We start from the raw sequence: 4,523 nt of genomic DNA on the forward strand, positions 1-4,523 counted from the left end.
TGGGCGGGTGTCCGGCGGCGCGCCTGTGCGGCGGCGAGCAGCGCAGGGTTTGCGGGCGGCGCGCGCAGCGCGCTTCGTCAACTGACTCGTCGCGCCTGTTTGAGCGCAGTGAGCGCAGCGAACGAAGCGAGTTGCGCGACGGCCCGCAAGCCCGAGCAGCGCAGCGCAGTCGGCCCGCAGGGCCGACCGCCGCACCGGCGCGCCGCCGGACACCCGCCCACGGCTTTGCCCCCCACCGAACGTTCGCACCGCACGCCGGAGCAACCGACATGACTACCACCACCACGACCCAAGGCGGCTGGCGCGGCTTCGTCACGGACTGGTCCGCCGACCGCGAGGCGTTCAGCAACGTCGCCTGGGGCAAGGCGATGATGTGGATCTTCCTGCTGTCGGACACCTTCGTCTTCGGCAGCTTCCTCACCGGCTACATGACGGTGCGCGCCTCGACCACGGTGGCCTGGCCCAACACGAGCGAGGTGTTCGCGCTGCAGGTCGGCGCCACCAGCGTGCCGCTGCTGCTGATCGCCATCATGACCTTCGTGCTCATCACCAGCAGCGGCACGATGGCCATGGCGGTCAACTGCGCCTACCGTCGCGACCGGCGCAACGCCGCTGCGCTGCTTTTCGCAACGGCGGGGCTCGGCGTGCTGTTCGTCGGCATGCAGGCCTTCGAGTGGACCAAGCTCATCTCGGAAGGCGTGCGCCCGTGGAGCAACCCGATGGGCGCGGCGCAGTTCGGCTCGACCTTTTTCATGATCACCGGCTTTCACGGGCTGCACGTGTCGGCCGGGGTGGTCTATCTGCTGATCGTGGCGCTCAAGGTGCGGCGCGGCGACTACGAGCAAAGCGGCAACTACCAGATCGTCGAGATCGCCGGCCTGTACTGGCACTTCGTCGACCTGGTGTGGGTCTTCATCTTCGCGCTGTTCTATCTGTGGTGAGGTGATTCATGACGCCCTCCTCTGCATCCTCCGCCGCCACCGGCCAGCAGCACCCCATCGGCCTGTACCTCAAGATCTGGGGGCTGCTGTTCGTGCTGAGCACGCTGTCCTATCTGGTCGACTACTTCCAGTTCCAGGGCCTCATGCGCTGGGGCCTGATCCTGGTCTTCATGCTGCTCAAGGCGGGGTTAATCGTCGCCGTGTTCATGCACATGGCCTGGGAGCGGATGGCGCTGGTGTGCGCCATCGTGCTGCCGCCACTGGCGCTCCTCGTCCTGGTGGGGTTGATGTGGGCCGAAGCCGACTACACCTTCCTGACGCGGCTGCTGTTCTTCCGCTAGCCGCCGCCGCGCTCGCGCCGCCGCTTGCGCGGCCGCGCTGGCGTGAGTACGCCGCGCTGACCAAGCCGCGGGTCGTCGCCCTCATGATGTTCACTGCCGTGGCCGGCATGCTGCTGTCGACCCATGCGGCGGTGCCGTGGCGGGTGCTGGTCTTCGGCAGCCTTGGCATCGCCTCGCTCGCCGCGGCTGCGGCAGCGGTCAACCACCTGGTCGATCGTCGCATCGACGGCCTGATGGCCCGCACCCGTGCCCGGCCGATGCCGCGCGGCGTGCTCGGCGTGCCCGAAGTCGCCGCCTTCGCCGCGCTGCTGGCGACGGCTGGAACGGCGCTGCTTCTGACGTTCACCAACCTGCTCTGCACGCTGCTGACGCTGGCCTCGCTGCTTGGCTATGCGGTGGTCTACAGCGTGCTCCTGAAGCACCGCACGCCGCAGAACATCGTCATCGGAGGGGCAGCCGGTGCGGCCCCACCGCTGCTGGGCTGGGTGGCGGTGACCGGGCAGATCGATGCCGGCGCGCTGCTGCTGTTCCTGATGATCTTCATCTGGACGCCCCCTCACTTCTGGCCCCTGGCGATCCATCGCCGCGCGGACTATGCGCGTGCCGAGGTGCCGATGCTGCCGGTGACCCACGGGGTCGCATTCACGTCTTCGCGCATCCTGGCCTATGCCATCGCGTTCTGGGCCGTCAGCCTGCTGCCGTACTTGATCGGCCTGAGCGGCGGGCTCTACCTTGCGGGCGCCGTGCTGCTGGGCGCACGCTTCGTGGGTTTCGCATGGCGGCTGCGGCGCGACGAGCGCTGGGCCATGCCGACCTTCCACTGCTCGATCAGCACGCTGTTCGGCCTGTTCGTTCTGCTGCTCGCCGACCACTATCTGATCGTGCCGACCGGCTGATTTCGACCGCGGCTGCTCAGCCGTGTGCTGAAGACAATCGACGCGTTGCGGCATGGCGTCCATCGCCGCGGCACGGTGCGCGGCGATACTTAGCCGACCTCGACTCGCGCATCCCGATGGCCTGGCAAGGACGGCTCAATCTCACCTTCCGCCGCGACGGCGAACGCAGCGTCGCCCTGCACCGCCACAGCGGCCCGCTGCGGCTGCTGAAAAGCCTGCATCCCGAAGGACCGGGCATTTGCCACGGCGTGCTCGTGCACCCGCCCGGGGGCATCGCCGGTGGCGATGAACTCGTCATCGATCTCGCGGTGGAGGAGCAGGCGCACGGGCTCGTCACCACGCCGGGGGCCACGCGGTTTTACCGCAGCGCCGGCGAGCCGGCCTTGCAGAGCGTGTGGGCACGGCTCGCACCGAACGCGCGTCTCGAGTGGCTGCCGCTGGAGACGATCTGCCACGCCGGCGCGCTGGCCGAGAACCGCATGCGCTTCGAGCTGACGCCGGGCGCCGAGATGATCGGCTGGGATCTGCTCGCCCTCGGCCTGCCGGCCAGCGACGCGCCCTTCGATCGCGGCCGCATCACGCAGCACATCGAGCTGCCGGGCGTGTGGCTGGAGCGCGGCACGGTGGACGGCGCGACGCCGCAGTTGCTCGACTCGCCGCTCGGCTGGGCCGGATATCCCGTGATGGCGACGATGTGGTTTGCCGGCGGCGGGCCGATCGGCGGCAAACGGACCGAGTCGCTGCTCGACGCGACGCGCGCGGTCTGCACCGGCCACGCATTGGCCGCCACCAGCGGCTGCACCGCGCCGCACGAGCGGGTGATCGTGCTGCGCGTGCTCGCGCCGAACGTCGAACCGGCGTGGACGCTGCTCACCGCGGTGCGGGAGCGCTGGCGTGAACAAGCCTGGGGACTTAGCGCCGGCTCGCCCCGTGTGTGGCGGACCTGAGGGCCGGTGCGGGCATGACACACTGTGCTGGCTTCGACACAATCTCCGCGTCACGCGCAGCACCGGCGTTGACAGCTCCGCCGCAGGCACGGCATTGAGCGCGGGAACGGGGCTTGCATTCAAAGCACCGACCATGCTCGCCATGCCGCCTGCCTCGCCTGCTCCCACCCGCCCGAACCGCCGCGTCCGCGTCAGTGCGCCCGGCCGCCTGCATCTCGGCTTCCTCGACCCGTCCGCCTCGCTCGGCCGCCGCTTCGGCAGCCTGGGCCTGGTGATCGACGGCTTCGAGACGGTGGTCGAACTGCAACGCGGCGACGAGCCGCGCATGAGCGCCGAGGGCGCCGCCGCGCAGGCCGAACTGGGGCGCGCGCGCGAACACCTCGCTGACCTGCAGCGCGCCACCGGCTCCCGAGCGCCGGTACACCTGCATCTCGCCCAGGTGCTGCCCGCCCATGCTGGCTTCGGCTCGGGCACGCAACTGGCGCTGGCCATCGGCCGGGCCTTCGCCGCCTTGCACGGCCTGTCGCTCGCCACCGCCGAAATCGCCCGCCTGCTCGGTCGCGGTCTGCGCTCGGGCGTGGGCATCGCAGGGTTCGACCACGGCGGACTGCTGCTCGACGGCGGCCCCGGGGAAGACGGCACGCCCGCGCCGCTGCTGGCGCGCTTCGACGTGCCCGCCGAGTGGCGCGTGCTGCTGCTGCTCGACCCCGCCCGGCGCGGCCTGAGCGGCACCGACGAGAAGGCCGCGCTGTCGGCCTTGCCGCCGTTCGCGCGCGAAGACGCTGCCGCGGTTTGCCATGAAGTGCTGATGCGCGTGCTGCCGGGCGCGGCCACGGCCGACTTCACCAGCTTCGCAGCAGGCGTGAGCCGCGTGCAGCAACTCGTCGGCTGCCACTTCGCGCCGGCGCAGGGCGGCAGTGGCTATGCCAGCCCGGCGGTCGCGCGAGCCTGCGATTGGATCGCCGGCCACGGCACGGCGGCCACTGGTCAGAGCTCCTGGGGACCGACCGGCTTCGCCATCCTGCCTTCCGGCATCGAGGCGCAAGCCTTGCTCGACGCGGCGCGCGCAGCCGGCGCGGTCGACCCCGCCTTGCACACGCTCATCGTCGCCGCCCGCAACCACGGTGCGGTCGTCGATGCCGGCGCGCCGCCGTCATAGCAGCACACCACAACGCATCCGCCACCGCCGCCTGCGGTACACATACCTTTTTCAGCGACATCCACCGAGACCATTGCCATGGACCGCCCCTACATCCTCCACATGTTCACGCCGGGCAAGCAGATGAGCCCGTTCGACATCAACATGGCAGCCGATGCCGGCTACCAGATGCTGCCCAGCTACAGCGAGGTCACGCTCGACGGCGTGGCCGGCCTCACGCAGGATGCGATCTTCTCGCG

Annotated in this window: 6 protein-coding genes; all 6 read left to right on the forward strand. The window is 70.2% G+C overall.

Annotated features, from left to right (window positions below):
* The first annotated feature begins 269 nt into the window (after window positions 1-269).
* A complete protein-coding gene (locus tag H0W40_RS19335) occupies window positions 270-941 on the forward strand; it encodes a heme-copper oxidase subunit III family protein (RefSeq protein WP_292449471.1) in 672 nt (223 codons plus the stop codon).
* 8 nt (window positions 942-949) lie between these two features.
* On the forward strand, window positions 950-1,282 hold the full coding sequence (locus tag H0W40_RS19340; protein ID WP_292449472.1) for a cytochrome C oxidase subunit IV family protein: 333 nt from the start codon (window positions 950-952) through the stop codon (window positions 1,280-1,282).
* Window positions 1,231-2,178: a heme o synthase gene (gene cyoE, locus H0W40_RS19345; protein ID WP_292449474.1), complete on the forward strand. Its 948-nt coding sequence runs from the start codon at window positions 1,231-1,233 to the stop codon at window positions 2,176-2,178. The genes H0W40_RS19340 and cyoE overlap by 52 nt, the downstream gene beginning before the upstream one ends.
* A gap of 116 nt (window positions 2,179-2,294) precedes the next feature.
* Window positions 2,295-3,125 carry an urease accessory protein UreD gene (locus H0W40_RS19350; RefSeq protein ID WP_292449475.1) on the forward strand — a complete coding sequence of 277 codons (831 nt, stop codon included), beginning with the start codon at window positions 2,295-2,297 and terminating at the stop codon, window positions 3,123-3,125.
* 133 nt (window positions 3,126-3,258) lie between these two features.
* Window positions 3,259-4,284, forward strand: a complete 1,026-nt coding sequence (locus tag H0W40_RS19355) for a beta-ribofuranosylaminobenzene 5'-phosphate synthase family protein (RefSeq protein WP_292449477.1) — start codon at window positions 3,259-3,261, stop codon at window positions 4,282-4,284.
* Between the two features lie 78 nt (window positions 4,285-4,362).
* Window positions 4,363-4,523, forward strand: a 161-nt coding sequence (locus H0W40_RS19360; RefSeq protein ID WP_292449479.1) for a methylene-tetrahydromethanopterin dehydrogenase N-terminal domain-containing protein, incomplete at its 3' end; no start/stop codon positions are given.

Source organism: Methylibium sp., assembly GCF_013817345.1.
Classification (GTDB): domain Bacteria; phylum Pseudomonadota; class Gammaproteobacteria; order Burkholderiales; family Burkholderiaceae_C; genus Methylibium.